The 18471-nt window shown below is 63.4% G+C and carries 14 protein-coding genes; 7 read left to right on the top strand and 7 right to left on the bottom strand.

Annotated features, from left to right (window positions below):
* Positions 1 to 373 precede the first annotated feature (373 nt).
* The 4 genes from HU770_RS01100 to HU770_RS01085 are packed head-to-tail and all read left to right on the top strand — an operon-like array spanning position 374 to position 3816.
* Positions 374 to 1087, top strand: coding sequence for an ABC transporter permease (locus tag HU770_RS01100; RefSeq protein ID WP_033701148.1), 714 nt, complete (start codon positions 374 to 376; stop codon positions 1085 to 1087).
* Between the two features lie 13 nt (positions 1088 to 1100).
* Positions 1101 to 2012, top strand: coding sequence for a glycine betaine ABC transporter substrate-binding protein (locus HU770_RS01095; RefSeq protein ID WP_095064044.1), 912 nt, complete (start codon positions 1101 to 1103; stop codon positions 2010 to 2012).
* Positions 2009 to 2662, top strand: a complete 654-nt coding sequence (locus HU770_RS01090) for an ABC transporter permease (protein WP_008090677.1) — start codon at positions 2009 to 2011, stop codon at positions 2660 to 2662. The genes HU770_RS01095 and HU770_RS01090 overlap by 4 nt, the downstream gene beginning before the upstream one ends.
* A complete protein-coding gene (locus tag HU770_RS01085) occupies positions 2659 to 3816 on the top strand; it encodes an ABC transporter ATP-binding protein (protein ID WP_033701154.1) in 1158 nt (385 codons plus the stop codon). The genes HU770_RS01090 and HU770_RS01085 overlap by 4 nt, the downstream gene beginning before the upstream one ends.
* Before the next feature lie 109 nt (positions 3817 to 3925).
* Here HU770_RS01085 and HU770_RS01080 read toward each other — a convergent pair whose 3' ends face one another.
* The 3 genes from HU770_RS01080 to HU770_RS01070 form a co-directional block, all read right to left on the bottom strand.
* Positions 3926 to 6355: a TonB-dependent receptor gene (locus tag HU770_RS01080; RefSeq protein ID WP_186662916.1), complete on the bottom strand. Its 2430-nt coding sequence runs from the start codon at positions 6353 to 6355 to the stop codon at positions 3926 to 3928.
* 107 nt (positions 6356 to 6462) lie between these two features.
* Complete coding sequence (locus HU770_RS01075) at positions 6463 to 7425, bottom strand: FecR family protein (RefSeq protein ID WP_186662915.1); 963 nt, start codon at positions 7423 to 7425, stop codon at positions 6463 to 6465.
* A gap of 20 nt (positions 7426 to 7445) precedes the next feature.
* Positions 7446 to 7931, bottom strand: coding sequence for a sigma-70 family RNA polymerase sigma factor (locus HU770_RS01070; protein ID WP_186657000.1), 486 nt, complete (start codon positions 7929 to 7931; stop codon positions 7446 to 7448).
* Between the two features lie 506 nt (positions 7932 to 8437).
* On the opposite strand from HU770_RS01070, the gene HU770_RS01065 reads away from it, so the two are divergent.
* Entirely contained in the window at positions 8438 to 9601 is a 1164-nt protein-coding gene (locus HU770_RS01065; protein WP_047581355.1) for a type III PLP-dependent enzyme, read from the top strand.
* Positions 9602 to 9650: 49 nt separating this feature from the next.
* On the opposite strand, the gene HU770_RS01060 is transcribed toward HU770_RS01065, so the two are convergent.
* Together HU770_RS01060 and HU770_RS01055 are read right to left on the bottom strand one after the other, a co-directional pair.
* The gene (locus HU770_RS01060) at positions 9651 to 10400 is read right to left on the bottom strand and encodes a tetratricopeptide repeat protein (protein ID WP_186656997.1); all 750 of its coding nucleotides are present in this window, start codon (positions 10398 to 10400) and stop codon (positions 9651 to 9653) included.
* A gap of 3 nt (positions 10401 to 10403) precedes the next feature.
* The gene (locus HU770_RS01055; RefSeq protein WP_186662914.1) at positions 10404 to 11084 is read right to left on the bottom strand and encodes a Fe2+-dependent dioxygenase; all 681 of its coding nucleotides are present in this window, start codon (positions 11082 to 11084) and stop codon (positions 10404 to 10406) included.
* Positions 11085 to 11305: 221 nt separating this feature from the next.
* Between HU770_RS01055 and HU770_RS01050 the strand changes: the two genes are divergently transcribed.
* Positions 11306 to 13618: a TonB-dependent siderophore receptor gene (locus HU770_RS01050; RefSeq protein WP_186662913.1), complete on the top strand. Its 2313-nt coding sequence runs from the start codon at positions 11306 to 11308 to the stop codon at positions 13616 to 13618.
* Positions 13619 to 13720: 102 nt separating this feature from the next.
* Positions 13721 to 16276 carry a PepSY domain-containing protein gene (locus HU770_RS01045; RefSeq protein ID WP_186662912.1) on the top strand — a complete coding sequence of 852 codons (2556 nt, stop codon included), beginning with the start codon at positions 13721 to 13723 and terminating at the stop codon, positions 16274 to 16276.
* A 193-nt stretch (positions 16277 to 16469) separates the two neighbouring features.
* Here the strand turns inward: HU770_RS01045 and HU770_RS01040 are convergent, their stop codons facing one another.
* Both HU770_RS01040 and HU770_RS01035 read right to left on the bottom strand, forming a co-directional pair.
* Entirely contained in the window at positions 16470 to 17261 is a 792-nt protein-coding gene (locus tag HU770_RS01040) for an amidohydrolase (protein WP_033701169.1), read from the bottom strand.
* On the bottom strand, positions 17249 to 18397 hold the full coding sequence (locus tag HU770_RS01035) for a pyridoxal phosphate-dependent aminotransferase (RefSeq protein ID WP_186662911.1): 1149 nt from the start codon (positions 18395 to 18397) through the stop codon (positions 17249 to 17251). Before HU770_RS01035 ends, HU770_RS01040 begins: the two co-directional genes overlap by 13 nt.
* Positions 18398 to 18471 lie beyond the last annotated feature (74 nt).

Genomic DNA, 18471 nt, shown 5'->3' with positions numbered 1-18471 from the left:
CAAATAGATATCAAGGAAATCGAGAGAGGAATTTTGTCCATCAGGACAAATGGATCGAAAGCAGGTAAACCAACGCCTTAAGGTAGGAATTGCGCTGTTTTTTCGTACGAAAGTTCACTGACCCAGTGATTAACACTGGCCAAATGCCGCCTCAGATGGGAACCTTTACGCCCTCGGAGACGTCCACTCCCCTGCAACCCGCTTCGCTTGGGGACTGGTTTCATCAGCTTTTTCGGGCCCGACGGGGTTCGGCTCATGGCCTGATCGCTGCCTTGCGCACGCATCACGCTGCTACTCGCGAACACACCCACCGCCGCCAGTGATGGCCGGCAAAAAAAGAAGTGTGCTCGCCGACAACACAAGGAGTCCGCCTGTGGCTACACGCTACGGAAAAGGGCTGTTGGGATGCGCCACCGTGCTCGTCATCCTGGCCCTGCTGATCCACTGGATCGGCATCGACACGATCGCGCGTTACCGCGACGATCTTGGGTTCTACCTGCAAGCGCACCTGGTACTGGTGCTGGCTTCGATGGCGGCGGCGTTGGCCGTGGGCATCCCCGCCGGCATTGCGTTAAGTCGACCGCACCGGGTCGACAAAGCCGAACGCTTCATGCAGTTCTTCAACGTTGGCAACACCATCCCCCCTCTGGCCGTTCTGGCCATCGCGCTCAGTATCCTGGGCATCGGCGCCGGGCCCGCGATCTTCGCGCTGTTCCTCGCCTCCCTCCTGCCCATCGTGCGCAACACCTACGAGGGCCTGAAAAACGTCCCCGCCTCGCTCAAGGAAGCCGCCACCGGCATCGGCATGACCCCGCGCCAGCAACTGTGGCAGGTGGAATTGCCCAATGCCGTGCCGATCATCGTCGGCGGTGTGCGTGTGGCCCTGGCCCTGAACGTGGGCACCGCGCCCCTGGCGTTCCTGATCGGCGCCAACAGCCTGGGCAGCCTGATCTTCCCTGGCATCGCCCTGAACAACCAGCCGCAGCTGCTGCTGGGCGCCGCTTGTACGGCGCTGCTGGCATTGCTGCTCGACGCCCTGGTGAGCTTCTCCAGCAGGCGCTGGCTGGAACGTGGCCTGGCCCAATAAGAAGAGGGAACGTATGAAGAAGAGAATCGCCTTGCTGCTGGGCGCGGCCCTGCTGTTCGCAGGTTTTGCCCAGGCAGCGGACAAACCGCTGATCCGTATCGGTGCGCGGGTGTTCACCGAACAGACCGTGCTTGCCGAAATCACCGCCCAATACCTGCGCGCAAACGGTTTCGATGTGCGCGTGACCACCGGCCTTGGCAGCAACATCGCCCGCCAGGCACAAGAGACCGGCCAGCTCGACCTGATGTGGGAATACACCGGTGTATCGCTGGTGTCGTACAACCACATCGACGAACGCATGCCCAACGCCGAGGCCACCTACGCCAAGGTCAAGGCACTGGACGCGAAGAAGGGCCTGATCTGGCTGACCCCCTCGAACTTCAGCAACACCTATGCCCTGGGCCTGCCCAAGCAAGTGGCCGAAGCCTACCCGCAGGTCAACTCGATCAGCGACCTCAACCAGGTGCTGCGTGATGAGCACGACCGCACCCACCTGGTGGCCCTGGACACCGAGTTCGCCAACCGCCCTGATGGGCTGGTAGGCCTGCGCGAGCTGTACGGCTTGCCGCTGGACCGCCGCAACATCCGCCAGATGGATGGCGGCCTGGTGTACACCGCGATGCGCAACAACCAGGTGTTCGCCGGCCTGGTGTACACCACCGACGGGCGCCTGAACGCCTTCGACCTCAAACTGCTGGACGACGACAAGCACTACTTCCCCGACTACACCGCCGCCCCGGTGGTGCGCAAAGCCGTGCTCGACGCCAACCCCAACCTGGCCACCCTGCTCAAGCCGCTGGCCGAGCAGCTCGACGACGAAACCATGCGCCAGCTCAACGCCCAGGTCGACGTCGAACACCAGAACCCCACCGCCGTGGCCGCAGCCTTCCTGCGTGAGCATCCTTTGAAGGAGGTACAGCCATGAGCCTGCTCGACACCTTCGCCCACCTTGACTGGGCCCAGGTCCTGCAACTGACCTGGCAACACATCATGCTGGTTGGCATCGCCGTCAGCCTGGCCATCCTCGTCGGCGTGCCACTGGGCATCCTGATGACCCGCTTCCCGGCCGTCGCAGGCCCGCTGCAGGCCAGCGCCACGGTGCTGCTGACCATTCCCTCGATCGCCCTGTTCGGCCTGCTGCTGCCGTTCTATTCCAAGTTCGGCCAAGGCCTCGGCCCGCTGCCGGCGATCACTGCGGTATTCCTCTATTCACTGCTGCCGATCCTGCGCAACACCTACCTCGCCCTGACCAACGTCGAGCCCGGTATCCGTGAAGCCGCGCGCGGTATCGGCATGACCTTCGGCCAACGCCTGCGCATGGTCGAGCTGCCGATTGCGGTGCCGGTGATCCTCGCCGGCGTGCGCACCGCCGTGGTGATGAACATCGGCGTGATGACCATCGCCGCGACCATCGGTGCCGGTGGCCTGGGCGTGCTCATCCTGACCTCCATCAGCCGCAGCGACATGTCGATGTTGCTGGTCGGCGCCGTGCTGGTCAGCCTGCTGGCGATCATCGCCGACCTGCTCCTGCAAACCCTGCAACGTGCCCTGACTCCAGAAGGACTGCGCTCATGATCGAACTCAAGAACCTCAGCAAAACCTTCAACGTCAACGGCAAGGACGTCAAAGCCGTCGACGCGGTCAGCCTGACCGTCAACGAAGGCGAAATCTGCGTATTCCTCGGCCCCTCGGGCTGCGGCAAGAGCACCACGCTGAAGATGATCAACCGCCTGATCACGCCCACCTCCGGCCAGGTGTTCATCAATGGCGAAGACACCAGCGGGCTGGACGAAGTCACCCTGCGCCGCCACATTGGCTACGTGATCCAGCAGATCGGCCTGTTCCCCAACATGACCATCGAGGAGAACATCACCGTGGTCCCGCGCCTGCTCGGCTGGGACAAGCAGAAGTGCCACGACCGCGCCCGCGAGCTGATGCACATGATCAAGCTCGAGCCAAAGCAGTACCTGCAGCGCTACCCGCGTGAGCTTTCCGGTGGCCAGCAGCAGCGTATCGGCGTGATCCGCGCGCTGGCTGCCGACGCGCCGGTGCTGTTGATGGATGAGCCGTTCGGCGCAGTCGACCCGATCAACCGCGAGATGATTCAGAACGAGTTCTTCGAGATGCAGCGGGCGTTGAACAAGACCGTGATCATGGTCAGCCACGACATCGACGAAGCGCTCAAGCTGGGCGACAAGATCGCCATCTTCCGTGCCGGCAAGCTGTTGCAGCTGGACCACCCGGACACCCTGCTGGCGCACCCGGTGGATGACTTCGTCAGCAACTTCGTCGGCCAGGACAGCACCTTGAAACGCCTGTTGCTGGTGCGTGCCGAAGATGCGGCGGACAACGCCCCGTCAGTCAGCCCGGACACGCCAGTGAGCGATGCGCTGGAGCTGCTGGACGAGCACGACCGCCGCTATGTAGTGGTGACCGATGCGCAGAACAAGGCGCTGGGCTATGTGCGCCGGCGCGACATGCACCGCCAGCAAGGGGCCTGCGGCGACTTCCTGCGCCAGTTCAATGCCACCGCATCGCACGATGAGAACCTGCGCATCCTGCTGTCGCGGATGTACGAGTTCAACCGGGCGTGGTTGCCGGTGCTGGATGCCGAGCAGGTGTTCTTGGGCGAGGTGACGCAGGAGTCGATTGCGGCTTACTTGAGCTCGGGGCGATCGCGTGGGGCGAAGACCAGCATCGTGTCACCGGCTGAGGCGGTGGTTTCCTGATTTTTTGGGGGCGCTTTGCGCCCCTTTCCGACCGGTCCGGCGCCCCGGCAAGGCCGCTCCTACACATCTGTGGGGAGCGGGCTTGCCCCGCGAATGGGACGACGCTGTATCAGAACCCTACACTGGCCTGCACATAAAAGGTCCGCGGCTCACCCACATAGAGGCCAGCATTGTTGTCGCTGGAGCGGGTGAAGTACTGCTTGTCGAACAGGTTCTTCACCCCCGCCGCCACCTTCATGTTGGCCGTCTGCGGCCCGAAGTCATACCCCCCACGGGCATGCCAGGTCACGTAACCCGGAATATCCCCATACTGCCCATCGGCACTCGGCTCGGTGATGTAGTCACCATTGAAGCTGCCATCACTATTGATCCCGGTGCCCGGCGCACGCTGCTTGGATTGGGCATAGGCGTCCAGGTTCCAGGTCCAGCGGTTGATCGCATAGCGCACGCCGGCAGTGGCCACCTGGCGTGAGTAGAACGGCAGGTCACGCCCCTTGAAGCCTGGGATCTCCCCTTCGTAAGTGGCACGGGTATAGGTGTAGCCGCCATTCACCGACAGGCCTTCAAGCCGCGGGTCCAGCCCGGCCAGGTCATAACGCACCGACGCTTCGATACCCTGGTGCTTGGTGGCGCCCAGGTTGGTCCAGCCGACATCGTTGCTGATGTACTGCAGCTCGTCATCGAAGTCGATGTAGAACGCTGTCAGCTCACCGGCGAAGCCGCCGTTGTCATAGCGCGTACCCACCTCATAAGTCTTGGCCTTTTCCGGCTCCAGGCCGTTGGCCGTGCTGTTGCCGGTACCGCCCTGGCCCAGCTGGAAGTACTGCAGGCTGCCGAACGAGGTCTCGTAGTTGGCGAACACCTTCCAGGCATCGGAGAGGTGGTACATCACGCTCAGTGCCGGCAGCGGTTCGTTGCTGGTGATGCTGCGCTTCTTCTCTGCCACCGGGCGGTTGTTGGCGCCCAGCACCGGGCGGTCGCGCCAGTCGGTGTTGATGTGCTCGAAGCGGATACCGGGGGTGATGGTCCAGTTGCCGACGTCGATCTTGTCGTCGATGTAGTAGGCGCTGGCCTCGGTGCCGCCGCTACGGTCCTGGAACACATGGCCGTCAGAGGTCGGAGTGGGCGTCGGCACGTTGTCGATCAGCGCCAGGCGGGTCGACTGCTCGCGCATGGCCTCTTTCAGGTAGCGGTAACCCACACTGACTTCCTGGGTAGTGGGGCCGGCGAAGAAGATCCGCGACAGGCGCGGTTCGATTGCGAAGGTGTGGTAGTTGCGCGGGTACGACGACAGGGTCTTCAAGTCACGCGAGGCAATGGCGCTGCCACGGAAGCTGTCGGTGTAGTAGGTCAGCACTTCGAACTGGGTAGCGTCGTCGAGCTGGCGCTGCCACTTGAACGATACATCCTTGCGCCGGCCGGCGAAGTAGTCGTAGTCGCGCAGTGACTGGTACGGGTTGCTGTCGTACTGAGCCTGGGTCAGGCCGCCGGGCATGTCGGCACGGCCATCGTAGTAATGGAAGTTGAGCCAGAACTCATCGACGTCGGTCGGGGCCCAGTGGGTCTTGAGGATCACATCGTCGATGTCGTTGCCGTTGTTGCTCTCGCGGTAACCGTTGCCGTTCACCCCGGTGTACAGCAGTGCTACGCCCATGCCGTTGTCGGCGGTGCCGCCGACGAAGGCCGACTCGGTGTGCTTCCAGCCGCCATGCTGCGAGGTTTCCAAGGTGGTGGAAAGCTCAGCCGAGGCCTTCTCTGGGATCGCCCGGGTGACGAAGTTGATCACCCCACCGACGTTCTGCGGGCCGTAGCGCACAGAACCTGCGCCGCGTACCACGTCGATGCTGTCCAGGTTGCCCGAAGAGATCGGCGCCATCGACAGCTGCGGCTGGCCATAAGGGGCGAACGCCGCCGGGATGCCATCGATCAACACGGTCGAGCGGGGCGACAGCCGCGAGGTCAGGCCGCGCACGCCAACGTTCAGCGACAGGTCGCTGCCACCGGTGCCGTTGGAATCCTGCACCTGCACGCCAGGGATGCCGCGCAGCACGTCGCGAACGTTCATTGCACCCTGCTCGAGCATGGCCTCGCGACGCACCACGGTGCGCGCGCCGGGGTGGTTCTGCACCACGGCCTGGTCGGCATCGCCCAGCCAGTCACCGACCACCTTGATGTCGGTGGGCGCCAGCTCCAGGCTACCGCTGCCCAGGTCGAGGGTGGTCGGCAGCGGCTTTACCACCACTGTGTCCTGGGCCATCTCGAAGGTCAGCCCGCTGCCTTGCAGCAACTGTTGCAGCGCCTGCACCGGCGCCAGGTTGCCGGACACCGCCGGGGCCTGTTTGCCGGCCACAAGCTCAGGGCTGTAGAACAGTTGCAGGTTGGTCTGCTGGCCCAATTGGCTCAGGGCCGAGGCCAGCGGTTGTGCCTGGATCTGGATTGCGCCGCCAGCCTGTTCGGCGTGGCTGTTGACGGCCACGGCACTGACCGCGAGGGCCAGCGCCAGGGCGCGAAAGCGTGGCAAGGATTTGTTGTTGTTCACGTCGTCAGACATCCTGAAGTGCGGGATAAACGCCAACCGCATGCAAATGTAAATGCTTGGCAGTTGCAGCTGGCGAGGAAGACGAACGAGCTGAAATAAACCTGAATCTATTTCGCGATTATTTCGCGAGAGCCGTCTTCATGGGCTTTGATGACCACCGGCAAGATGCTCGGCAAGGCGCGCAGCAGTGCATCGGTGTCGTCGGTGCTGAAGGTGCTTGAGAGGCGCATCTGTGCCACTTTGCCGGGGGCAACCCGCAGCGGCTGTGTGCGGTAGCGGGAAACTTCGGCCACCACCTCGGCCAGGGTGGCGTTGTCGAACACCAGCTTGCCCTGGCGCCAGGCAGTCAGGGCTGCGGCATTGACCGCGTAGGGCGCCGCCACCTTGCCTTGTGCATCTATATGCGCGCCCAGGCCGGCCGTCAGTTGCGCCAGCGAAGCATCCTTGCCCTGCACCCGTACCGAGCCTTGCTCGACCGCTACGCGGGTGGCGGCCGGGTCCAGCCGTACATCAAAGCGGGTGCCGGTGACGGTCACGCTGCCTTGGGCCGTGTCGACCACGAACGGTCGGCTGCTGTCGTGGGCGACGATGAACATCGCCTCACCGGCGTTCAGTTGAATGTGCCGCCGCCCCGCGCTGAAATCGACCTGCAACTGCGTACCGCCGTTGAGCGTCAACTGCGAGCCGTCCGGCAGTTCGACCTGGCGGCGCTCACCGAAGGCAGTCTGTAACAGATCCTGATGATTGAGGCGCTGGTACTGCCAGCCACTCCAGCCGAGCCCCAGGGCAACCACTGCCACACCGGCCGCCAAAGCCTGGCGCAGCAAACGCCGCCGTGGCAACTGGCGCACGGGCGCTGGCGCGCACAGGGCATTGAGGCGCTGGCGCGGTATGAAGTCGGCGGCGCGCCAGAGGCTGGCCAGCTGCTGGTATTCCTCGCGATGGCGTGGGTCCGCCTCCAGCCACCCTTGCAAGCGGGCCAGCAGCTCGGCATCCCGCGGCGCATCCTGCACGCGGGCGAACCATTCGGCCGCCTGCTCGCGGACGCTATCGGTACCGTGCCGTTTCATCGAAAAGGTCTCCTGACTCATCATGCCGACACATCCAGGTGCTCACGCAGGTGTCGGAGGGTGCGGATCATATACTTTTCGACCATGTTCTTGCTCAAGCCCATGCGCTCGGCAATCTCGGCCTGGGTCAGGCCTTCGAGCTTCTGCCAGATGAACACCCGCCGGCAGTTGAGCGGCAACTCGGCCAGCGCCCGCTCGACACTGTCGGCAAGCTCCAGCGCGTGTACGTAGGCTTCAGGGTCACCGCTGTGGCTGGCGCTTTCCTCAAAGGCTTCCAGCGCCAGTACCTGGCGCCGGTCTTCACGGCGAAAACCGTCCACGGCAATGTTGCGGGCGGTCTGGTGCAGGTAGGCGCGGGGCTGCTCGACCTGTTCGCGGGGGTTTTCCAGTACCCGTACGAAGGCATCGTGAGCGAGGTCCTCGGCCTGCTGACGACTGCGCAGCTTGCGCGTCCAGGTGCCGATCAGCTCATGGTAGTGGTCGAGGAAGCCTTTGGGTCCGGACACGGTCGGGGTTCGTCAGGGAGGCAGATAAGGGTGCGAATAGTAATGCTTCTCATCAAGAACGGCAAATCCGTCAGTCGGTAACAAAAAATTTATACGGATTTCAGGCACTGCAGTGCCAGGAAAATGTGGCCATAAATATGAACACCTCAGGGCCATTCGCGGGTGACCCCGCGCCGACAGGATTAGCGCAATCCCTATGGGAGCGGGTTCACCCGCCAAAGGGCCGATACGGTCCATTCCACAATATTTAACGCTTCAAACATCCCAAGGAACATCTGCCGGTCACATGAGTCGGTTATTCAAATGGCAGGTCGTCGATCCGCGACGAACATGCCCGGATTGCCTGTTGATCTTGCATTCTTCACGCCCTAAAGTGCGCGCCGAACGTCCATGCTGGAAACGATCCATCCGGCTCAAGTACTGAGTAGGCGAACCAAAGTGGGGATACGGAGGACGTTCAGTTTGCAGCCACTTATCTTTTCAGTTTGCCCATGGAGTCCCTGAGCATGTCGATCCAGGTCGAAGACTATTTCGCGCGTGACACCTTCCAGAAAATGAAGGCGTTCGCCGACAAGCAAGAAACCCCGTTCGTACTCATCGATACCCAGATGATCAGCAAGGCCTACGACGACCTGCGCGCCGGTTTCGAATTCGCCAAGGTCTACTACGCAGTCAAGGCCAACCCGGCGGTCGAGATCATCGACCTGCTCAAAGACAAAGGCTCGAGCTTCGACATCGCCTCGATCTACGAGCTGGACAAAGTGATGGACCGTGGCGTCAGCGCCGACCGCATCAGCTACGGCAACACCATCAAGAAATCCAAGGATATCCGCTACTTCTACGAGAAGGGCGTGCGCCTGTACGCCACCGACTCGGAAGCCGACCTGCGCAACATCGCCAAGGCCGCGCCGGGTTCCAAGGTCTACGTGCGTATCCTCACCGAAGGCTCCACCACTGCCGACTGGCCGCTGTCGCGTAAATTCGGCTGCCAGACCGACATGGCCATGGACCTGCTGATCCTCGCTCGCGACCTGGGCCTGGTGCCGTACGGCATTTCCTTCCACGTCGGTTCGCAGCAACGCGACATCAGCGTGTGGGACGCGGCCATCGCCAAGGTCAAAGTGATCTTCGAGCGCCTGAAGGAAGAAGACGGCATCGAGCTGAAACTGATCAACATGGGTGGCGGCTTCCCGGCCAACTACATCACCCGTACCAACAGCCTGGAAACCTACGCTGAAGAGATCATCCGCTTCCTGAAGGAAGACTTTGGTGACGACCTGCCGGAAATCATCCTCGAGCCAGGCCGTTCGCTGATCGCCAACGCCGGCATCCTGGTCAGCGAAGTGGTGCTGGTAGCGCGCAAGTCGCGTACCGCGGTCGAGCGTTGGGTGTACACCGACGTGGGCAAGTTCTCCGGCCTGATCGAAACCATGGACGAGTCCATCAAGTTCCCGATCTGGACCGAGAAGAAAGGCGAGATGGAAGAAGTGGTCATCGCCGGCCCGACCTGCGACAGCGCCGACATCATGTACGAGCACTACAAGTACGGCCTGCCGCTGAACCTGGCGATCGGCGACCGCCTGTACTGGCTGTCGACCGGTGCCTACACCACCAGCTACAGCGCGGTGGAATTCAACGGCTTCCCGCCGCTGAAGGCTTACTACCTGTAATGAAGAACGGGGCCGAAAGGCCCCGTTTTCATGTGTGTCAATGCCGGCCTCATTCCCGACGCTGTTCGAGTTCCTCGGCGTACCCGGCAGCATACCCCACCAGCAACGGTCCAGCGCCCTGCAGCGTGGCCACCGCACTGCGCAGAAAATTCACATTCCCCTCAACCCGCGCACGCTCCAGCCAAGGCCCAGCCTCAGCCACCTGCCCACGCTCGACCAGCACCAGCGCCAGGCTGAACATGCCGCGAAAGTCCCCCGCCTCTGCCGAACGTCGATACCAGCGCACCGCCCGCGCCGGGCTGGGTGCCGTGGCGATGCCCTGTTCCAGGTAACGCCCATACAAGTTCATCGACTTGGCATGCCCCATGTGCGCCGCTTTCTCGTAACAGAGCAACGCCTGGGCCTGGTTTGCCGGTACCCCACGCCCGGTGGCCAGCAGGTTACCTAGGTTGTAAAGGCCCCAGCCCAGCCCCGCGTCAGCCGCACGCGCATAGTGGATGGCCGCCTGCGAAAGGCTCACCTCCCCCCCCCAGCCATGTTCCAGGCAACGCCCAAGCATGTTGTGCGCCATGGCACTGCCGGCCTGGGCGGCGATGCCGAACCAGCGCCGGGCCACACCGGCATCGGCTTCGATGCCACGCCCGTCGAGCAGAATCTGCCCCAGCAGCAACTGCGCCTCGACCGCCCCCTGCCCCGCTGCCGCCAGGATCGCCTGGGCAGCCTTGCCGGGGCTGTCTTCGAGCATGGCCTTGAGGCCTGCAACATCCATCACTTCTTCACGACGCAATTGGTATGACACGTCTCAGACCTCGGCCCAGCGGCGCAGCAGGTTGTGGTAGGTACCCGTCAACTGCAGCAGCGAAGGGTGTTCGGGCACATCGGCGGTGAGTTGCTGGATGGCATTGTCCATCTCGAACAACAGCGCCCGCTGGCTGTCTTCGCGCACCAGGCTTTGCGTCCAGAAAAACGCAGCATAGCGCTGGCCGCGTGTCACCGGGTTGACCTTGTGCAAGCTGGTGCCGGGGTACAGCACCAGGTCGCCGGCCGCCAGCTTCACCTGCTGCATGCCATAAGTGTCCTGGATCACCAGTTCGCCGCCGTCGTAACTGTCCGGGTCGCTGAGGAACAGCGTTGACGACAGGTCGGTACGCACCCGCTCCGCGCTGCCCTTGGGCTGGCGCAGGGCATTGTCGATGTGAAAGCCGAAGTTGCCGCCTTCGCGGTAGCAATTGATCAGCGGTGGAAAGACCTTGTGCGGCAGCGCTGCCGACATGAACCGGGGCGTGTTCCACAGGCGGTCGATCAATGCGCTGCCGAGCTCCTTGGCCAGCGGGTGGCCTTCAGGCAACTGCAGGTTGTGCTTGGCCTTGGCCGACTGATAACCCGCCGTGACCTTGCCATCGGCCCAGTCGGCCTGCTCCAGGGCCTCACGGATACGCGCGAGTTCGTCGGCATCGAACAGGCCGGGAATGTGAAGCAGCATGGCGGCGGCACCTGGGCAAATGTAAAGGCGTCAATGATATTGATTACCTTTTACACACCACAAGCCCCATTCGCCGCTTAAGACGTTTCAGCCGACGAAAACCGTAACGGCAAACTGTAAAGATTGTAAATTCTTCACAAATGGTAACGACTCTCAATTGTTAGTCACAATTGCTTACATTAAGATCCGCCGCCTTATCACCTTGGGGAAGGTCCTTACCAATGCGTCACTACGTGCCATCTGCTGTGAGTTCACCACGCCTGATCGTGACCGCCATCGGCGTCGCCATCACTGCTTCGACCGCCTATGCTGCCGAGCCTGCCGCCAACCGTGCCGTTACCCTTGATGCCACCAGCGTCAACGGCAAGGCCGAACAGGCCAGCACCGACTACAAGGTCGAGAAAGCCTCGTCGCAGAAGTACACCGCGCCGCTGGTCGATACACCGCGCTCGGTCACGGTGATTCCGCAGCAGGTGATCAAGGACACTAACGCCCTCAGCCTGCAGGACGCCCTGCGTACGGTACCTGGCATCACCTTTGGTGCCGGTGAAGGCGGCAACCCCCAGGGCGACCGCCCGTTCATCCGCGGCTTCGACGCCCAGGGCGATACCTACCTGGACGGCGTGCGTGATACCGGCGCGCAAACCCGTGAGATCTTCGCCATCGAGTCGGTGGAAGTGGCCAAGGGCCCGAACTCGGCCATCGGTGGCCGAGGCGCCGCAGGCGGCACCATCAACCTGGTGAGCAAGCGTGCGCACCTGGGCAACTCGCTGGACGGCGCCTGGACCTGGGGCAGTGACCAGACCCAACGCTACACCTTCGATGGCAACTACCAGTTCAGCGACACCGTCGCCGGTCGTCTCAACCTGATGACCCACGAGAGCAACGTCGCCGGCCGTGACAAGGTCAACTACGACCGCTGGGGCATCGCCCCATCCCTGGCCTTCGGCCTGGGCACGCCGACCCGCGTCAACCTCGACTACTACCACCTGGAAAGCGACGACCTGCCGGACTCGGGCATCCCCTACACCATCCCGACCTCGGGCAGCGGCGGGCGCACCTCGGCGCACCCGAGCAAGCCGAACGACGGTGGCGACAGCGACAACTTCTACGGCCTGACCGGCCGTGACTTCCGCAAGAGCCGGGTCGACATCGCCACCTTCGCGATCGAACACGACCTGACCGACTCGCTGACCGTCAAGAACACCCTGCGCCATGGCAACAGCATGCAGGACTACATCCTGACCCAGCCGGACGACAGCAAGGGCAACGTCAACAACGGCAGCGTCTGGCGCCGTGCCAACAGCCGCGTCGGCAACACCGCCACCACCACCAACCAGACTGACCTGTTTGGCGAGTTCTACCTGGGCGGCATGAAGAACAGCTTCTCCACCGGTATCGAGCTGAGCCGCGAAGAGAGCAAGCGTTCGTCCTACACCGTCGACACCGATACCGTGCCGGGGGGCAGCGCCAACAGCAACTGCACCCCAGGCATGATCGGCGCCAGCAGCGGCTACAACTGCACCTCGCTGAGCAACCCGAACCCGGACGACCCTTGGAACGGCAACATTGCGCGCAACTACGCGGGCACCGACACCAAGAGCAACACCCGCGCCCTCTACGTGTTCGACACCCTGGAGCTGACGCCTGACTGGCTGCTGAACATGGGCCTGCGCTACGACCTCTTCGACACCCAGTACCGCACTTACGATGCCGCCGGCGCTACCGTGGTGAACAGCAAGGGCGTTGCTTCCAAGGGCCGTGACACCAGCGAGTTCATCACCGGCCAGCTGGGCCTGGTCTGGAAACCGGCCGAAAACGGCAGCATCTATGTTTCCTACGCAACCTCCGCAACGCCACCCGGCGCAATGCTGGGTGAAGGCACCGAAGGCAACCCGCTGGGCAACACCAGCGACCGCGCCGGCAACCTGCTGAGCAGCGACATGGAGCCGGAAGAAACTACCAACTACGAGATCGGCACCAAGTGGGACCTGCTCGACCAGCGCCTGTCCCTGGCCGCCGCGCTGTTCCGCACCGAGAAGGAAAACGCTCGCGTGCAGGTAGATACCACCAGCTACGAAAACGTCGGTGAAACCCGCGTGCAGGGCATCGAGCTGTCGGCCAGCGGCAAGCTGACCGACAAGTGGCAGGTTTTCGCCGGTTATACCTACATGCAGGCCCGCCAGATCGACGGTGGCCCGCTGGGCAAGGCCAACGACGGCAACCAGCTGCCGAACACGCCGAACAACAGCGCCAGCCTGTGGACCACTTACGCGATCACGCCGAAGCTCACCGTCGGTGGCGGCGCGTTCTATGTGGATGACGTCTACGGCAGCGTGGCCAACACCACCATGGTCGACAGCTATGTACGTTACGACGCCATGGCGGCCTACAAGCTGACCAAGAACGTCGACCTGCAGCTGAACGTGCAGAACCTGACCAACGAGGTGTACTACGACAAGGCATTCTCCACCCACTTCGCCAACCAGGCGGCGGGCCGGACCGCGTTGCTGACCACCAGCGTCCACTTCTAAAGCAGCAACCCGGAGCCCCGTTCATTCCAGTGAGCGGGGCTTTTGCGTACCAAGGCATAATGCACGCCGCGCAGGTTGCGGCAGCACAACAAGGTGATCGATGTGGTGAAGAAGACGCTGTTCCAATTGCACTGGTTCTTTGGCATCACCGCTGGCCTGGTGCTGGCCTTGATGGGCATTACCGGGGCGATCTGGTCGTTTCAGGAAGAACTGCTGCGTGCGTTCAATGCCGATGTGCTGAAGGTCGAAGTGCGCCCCGAGGGCGTGCTGCCGCCCGCCGAACTGGTGCAGCGGGTCGAGGCTGCGCAAGGCGAGAAGGTGTCGATGCTGTGGGTCGACCTTCATCAGGGCAACGCAGCGCGAATCTTCTTCACCCCACCGCCGGGCCAGCGCCGCGGCGAGCTGCGCTATGCCGACCCGTACACCGGCGAGCTCAAGGGCGAAGTGGCCGGGCAGGATTTCTTCAACCTGATGCTCAACCTGCACCGTTTCCTGGCCATGGGCGACAGTGGTCGGCAGATCACCGGCGCCTGCACCCTGATACTGATCTTCTTCTGCCTCTCCGGCCTGTACCTGCGCTGGCCGCGCAAGGCGCTCAACTGGCGGGTCTGGCTGACCTTCGACTGGGCCAAGAAAGGCCGCGCCTTCAACTGGGACCTGCACGCCGTGGCAGGTACCTGGTGCCTGCTGTTCTATCTGTTGTTCGCCCTCACCGGCCTGTTCTGGTCCTACGAATGGTATCGCCAAGGCCTGAACACCCTGCTGGCCGACGCGCCGGCAGCAGGCCAGCAGCAAAAGCGCGGCGAAGGCCGTGGCCGCCACGGGCCACAGAAGGTCGATAAAAACGCACCGCCGCTGGTGGTCGACTATGACGCCATCTGGGCCAGCCTCAAGGCTGCCGCAGGCCCCGGCCTGGCCGCCTACAACCTGCGCCTGCCACCGGCAGGTGGGCAACCGGCCAACCTGTTCTTCCTGCTGGACAACGCTGCGCACCCGCGCGCCTTCGACACCCTGATGCTGGACCCGGCCACCGGCCAGGTGAAAAACCACGACCGCTACGCCGACAAATCCTTCAAGGCGCAGTTGCTGCAGAGCGTTTACGCCCTGCACGTGGGCGAGTACTTCGGCCTGCCGGGGCGCATCATCGTCACCCTCGCCAGCCTGACCATGCCGCTGTTCTTCGTGACGGGTTGGCTGCTGTACCTCGACCGCCGCCGCAAGAAGCGCCAGGTGCGCGCCGCCCGCAGCAACGTCGACAGCGTCAACGCCGGCAGCGACAGCTGGCTGGTCAGCTTCGCCAGCCAAAGCGGCTTTGCCGAACAGCTGGCCTGGCAGAGTGCCGGGCAGTTGCAGGCTGCAGGCCTCCCGGTGCAGGTCCGCGCCTTGGCCGAACTGGGCGAGGATGACTTGCGCCAAGCCCGCCGTGCACTGTTCGTGGTCAGTACGTTTGGCGATGGCGAAGCCCCTGACAGCGCCCGCGCGTTCGAGCGCAAGGTGCTTGGCCAGCCGTGGGCGCTGAACAACCTCAACTACGCAGTGCTCGCCTTGGGCGACCGTCAGTATCCGCACTTCTGCGGTTTCGCCCGGCGCCTGCAGGCCTGGTTGGCTGAGCGCGGCGCCAGCACTGCGTTCAGCCCGGTGGAGGTAGACAGCGCCGACCCGGCGGCCCTGCAGCAATGGCAGCAGGCACTGGCGCAACTGACCGGCGCTCAGCCGGTAACGGCCTGGCAGCCAGCAAGCTTCGGCAACTGGACCCTGGTGCAACGCGCGCTAATGAACCCGGGCAGCCAAGGCCAGCCGGTTTACCTGATCGGCCTGCGTGCCGAAGCGCCCGCCAGCTGGCAGGCGGGTGACCTGGTGGAAATCTTGCCGCGCAATGGTCAGCCGCGGGTCGATGCCTTCCTCCATGGCCTGGGGCTGAATGCCGACACGTCCGTGCAGCTCGACGGCCTGAGCGAAACCTTGGGTCAGGCGCTGGCCAGCCGCCAGTTGCCGAGCCGGCGCGATCACCTGGTGGGGCTGCACGCCCAGGCGCTGGTCGATGCGCTGGTACCGATCGGCACGCGTGAATACTCCATTGCCTCGATCGCCAGTGACGGTGTGCTGGAGTTGATCGTGCGCCAGGAACGTCACCCCGATGGCACCCTCGGCCTGGGTTCCGGTTGGCTGACCGAGTACCTGCCGGTGGATGGCGCGCTGGGCTTGCGCCTGCGCCGCAACAGTGGCTTCCACCTGCCCGCGTCGCCGGCACCCATGATTCTGATCGGCAACGGTACCGGGCTGGCGGGTTTGCGCAGCCTGATCAAGGCACGCATCAACGCGGGCGAGCAGCGCAACTGGCTGTTGTTCGGTGAGCGTAACCGGGCCCACGACCTGCTGTGCGGTGATGAGCTGCAGGGCTGGCTGGGCAGCGGGGACTTGGCGCGCCTGGACCTCGCGTTCTCGCGGGATCAGGCAGAGAAGGTGTATGTGCAGGATGTGTTGCTGCAGCAGGCCGAAGCGGTCAAGCGCTGGGTCGCGGACGGCGCCTGTGTGTATGTCTGTGGCAGCCTGCAAGGGATGGCTGCCGGTGTTGATGCCGCGCTGAAGGGCATTCTCGGAGAAGCGTTGGTCGAGCAATTGATCGAAGAGGGGCGCTATCGGCGGGATGTGTACTGATCACTGCCAAAACTGATACAGCCCACCTTTGTGTAGGAGCGGCCTTGCCGGGGCGCCGGACCGGTCGGAACGGGCTGCGAAGCGGCCCCATCGATTTCAGCGCTGCCGCCAATATTCTGGGGCCGCTTCGCGGCCCGTTCCGACCGGTCCGGCGCCCCGGCAAGGCCGCTCCTACACAAGGGCCGGTGCTGACTCAGTGAAGCTCGAAAGTATCAGCATCCAGGTTAGCCGGGAACTTGCTGCGGTAAGCCGCCAGCTCCGCCGCCCGCAACACCACCGTGAACACCCCATCCGCCTCGCCCGCGCTGAGCAGGCTCTCGCCCTGGAAGTCCAACACCTGGCTGTCACCCGAATAAGCGAAGCCCTTGCCATCGGTGCCCACGCGGTTCACCGCCGCCACATAACACAGGTTCTCGATGCCCCGGGCCGGCAGCAGGCGGTTCCAGTGCTGGCGGCGCGCGGCCGGCCAGTTGGCGGTATACAGCAACAGGTCGGTGTCCTGGGCATCGCGGCTCCACACCGGGAAACGCAGGTCGTAGCAGATCAACGGGCGCACCCGCCAGCCCTTGATCTCGAACTGCACCTGGCGCTCGCCCGGGGTGTAGTGCTTATGCTCACCGGCCATGCGGAACAGGTGGCGCTTGTCATAGTGCAGGATCTCGCCATCCGGCCGTGCCCAAAGCAAGCGGTTGCGGTGGCTGCCATCGGCGGCCTGGATGATCACGCTGCCGGTGACCACTGCGTCGATCCGCTTGGCCTGGGCCTTGAGCCATTTGTAGGTCGGGCCGTTCTCAGGCTCGGCCAGGCGTTGCGACTCCATGGAAAACCCAGTGGTGAACATCTCGGGCAGGATCACCAGGTCAACATCACCCGCCTGGTCGAGCAATACCTCGAAATGCGCATAGTTGGCCTCGCGGTCATGCCAGGCCAAGGTGGTTTGCACCAGGGCGATTTTCAGGTTGGGCAGTGCACTCAGATCGCGCATAGTTTTTCCGCTGCTTGACGCAGCGTCTCCTCACGTTTGGCAAAGCACAGGCGCACCAGGCGTTGCTCGGGGATAGGTTGCTGGTAGAACACCGACACCGGAATGGTCGCCACACCATGCTCGCGGGTCAGCCACAGCGCCATGTCGACGTCGTTCAGGTCCGGGCGGATCTGCGAATAGTCCACCAGTTGGAAGTAGGTGCCGGCCGCACGGCGGAAACTGAAGCGCGAACCCGCCAGCAAGTTGCAGAACAGGTCGCGCTTGGCCTGGTAGAAGCCGGGCAGTTGGGCGAGGTGCTCGGGGTGCTCGGCCATGAAGTCCGCCAGCGCGCACTGCAAAGGCGTCACCCCGCAGAAGTTGACGTACTGGTGCACCTTGCGCAGCTCTGCACTCAGGGCCGCTGGCGCAATCACGTAGCCGGTCTTCCACCCCGTCACATGGTAGGTCTTGCCAAACGAACTGACCACGAAGGCACGGCTATACAGCTCGGCATGGGCCAGTACGCTGGCGTGGGCTACACCGTCGTAGACCAGGTGTTCGTAGACTTCATCACTGACCAGGTAGATATCGCGCTCGGCAATCAGCCGCGCCAACTGGTCCAGGTCTTCTCGGGTGATCAACGCGCCGCTGGGGTTGTGCGGCGAATTGAGGATGACCATGCGTGTGCGCGGGCTCAGGGCATCGCTGAACTTCTGCCAGTCGATGCGGAAGTCGCCGTCACTGAGTTGTACATGCACGCAACGTCCGCCGGCCAGCTCTACGGAAGGCTCATAGCTGTCGTAACAAGGGTCGAAGACGATCACCTCGTCACCGCTGTGGATCACCGCCTGAATGGCACAGAAGATCGCCTCGGTGGCACCGGGGGTGATGGTCACTTCCTGATCGGCATCGACCTTGGCCCCATACAGGCGCTCGACCTTGGCCGCTACCTGCTGGCGCAGGGCCGGCAGGCCGGTCATCGGCGCGTACTGATTATGCCCGGCGGCCACATGCCGGCCCACTGCATCGAGCAGGGCCTGCGGGCCATTGAAGTCAGGGAAACCTTGGGAGAGGTTGAGCGCACCGGTCTGCACGGCGAGCTGGGACATGGTAGTGAAGATGGTCGTGCCGACATTCGGCAGTTTGCTGCGGATCATGGAGCCCTCTTTCCTGGGGACTGAGAGCTATAAGCTACAAGCTTCAAGCCACAAGAAAAAGCGGCATGCATCAC

It is taken from the genome of Pseudomonas sp. SWRI68 (assembly GCF_014269165.1).
In the GTDB taxonomy this organism is placed as follows: domain Bacteria; phylum Pseudomonadota; class Gammaproteobacteria; order Pseudomonadales; family Pseudomonadaceae; genus Aquipseudomonas; species Aquipseudomonas capeferrum.
The sequence above is the reverse complement of the archived record's forward strand: the minus strand, read 5'-3'. Positions and strand labels throughout refer to the sequence as shown.

Excerpts from the sequence above, each read along its gene's own strand:
- HU770_RS01095 (WP_095064044.1), top strand. The coding sequence starts at position 1,101 with ATGAAGAAGAGAATCGCCTTGCTGCTGGGCGCGGCCCTGCTGTTCGCA.
- HU770_RS01090 (WP_008090677.1), top strand. The coding sequence starts at position 2,009 with ATGAGCCTGCTCGACACCTTCGCCCACCTTGACTGGGCCCAGGTCCTG.
- HU770_RS01085 (WP_033701154.1), top strand. The coding sequence starts at position 2,659 with ATGATCGAACTCAAGAACCTCAGCAAAACCTTCAACGTCAACGGCAAG.
- HU770_RS01075 (WP_186662915.1), bottom strand. The coding sequence starts at position 7,425 with ATGAAACGGCACGGTACCGATAGCGTCCGCGAGCAGGCGGCCGAATGG.
- HU770_RS01065 (WP_047581355.1), top strand. The coding sequence starts at position 8,438 with ATGTCGATCCAGGTCGAAGACTATTTCGCGCGTGACACCTTCCAGAAA.
- HU770_RS01055 (WP_186662914.1), bottom strand. The coding sequence starts at position 11,084 with ATGCTGCTTCACATTCCCGGCCTGTTCGATGCCGACGAACTCGCGCGT.
- HU770_RS01050 (WP_186662913.1), top strand. The coding sequence starts at position 11,306 with ATGCGTCACTACGTGCCATCTGCTGTGAGTTCACCACGCCTGATCGTG.
- HU770_RS01040 (WP_033701169.1), bottom strand. The coding sequence starts at position 17,261 with ATGCGCGATCTGAGTGCACTGCCCAACCTGAAAATCGCCCTGGTGCAA.
- HU770_RS01035 (WP_186662911.1), bottom strand. The coding sequence starts at position 18,397 with ATGATCCGCAGCAAACTGCCGAATGTCGGCACGACCATCTTCACTACC.